This is a genomic window from Chryseobacterium sp. SIMBA_029, from assembly GCF_046535275.1.
GTDB lineage: Bacteria > Bacteroidota > Bacteroidia > Flavobacteriales > Weeksellaceae > Chryseobacterium.
The window spans coordinates 1-266 of sequence record NZ_JAWRXA010000415.1 but is presented as its reverse complement, the minus strand read 5'-3'; the positions used below and the strand labels follow the sequence as shown (position 1 = coordinate 266).

Here is a 266-nt window from a genome sequence, read left to right as displayed (position 1 = left end):
ATTTCATTTAGCTCATGATAATGGGTGGCAAATAAGGTTTTCGCCTGGGTAGGATGCTGGTGAAGATATTCTGCAATTGCCCACGCAATGGAAACACCATCATAAGTTGAAGTTCCACGACCAATCTCATCCAGAAGAATAAGGCTTCGTTCAGAAATATTATTTAGAATGTTGGCCGCCTCATTCATTTCTACCATGAATGTAGATTCACCTGCCGAAATATTATCCGTGGCTCCCACCCTTGTAAAGATCTTGTCCAATAATCC

At 41.4% G+C, this 266-nt stretch carries 1 protein-coding gene; it reads right to left on the bottom strand.

The annotated features are described in order from the left end of the window. The coding region (locus SB679_RS24655; protein ID WP_410704917.1) for a MutS-related protein at positions 1 to 266 on the bottom strand (266 nt) is incomplete at both ends.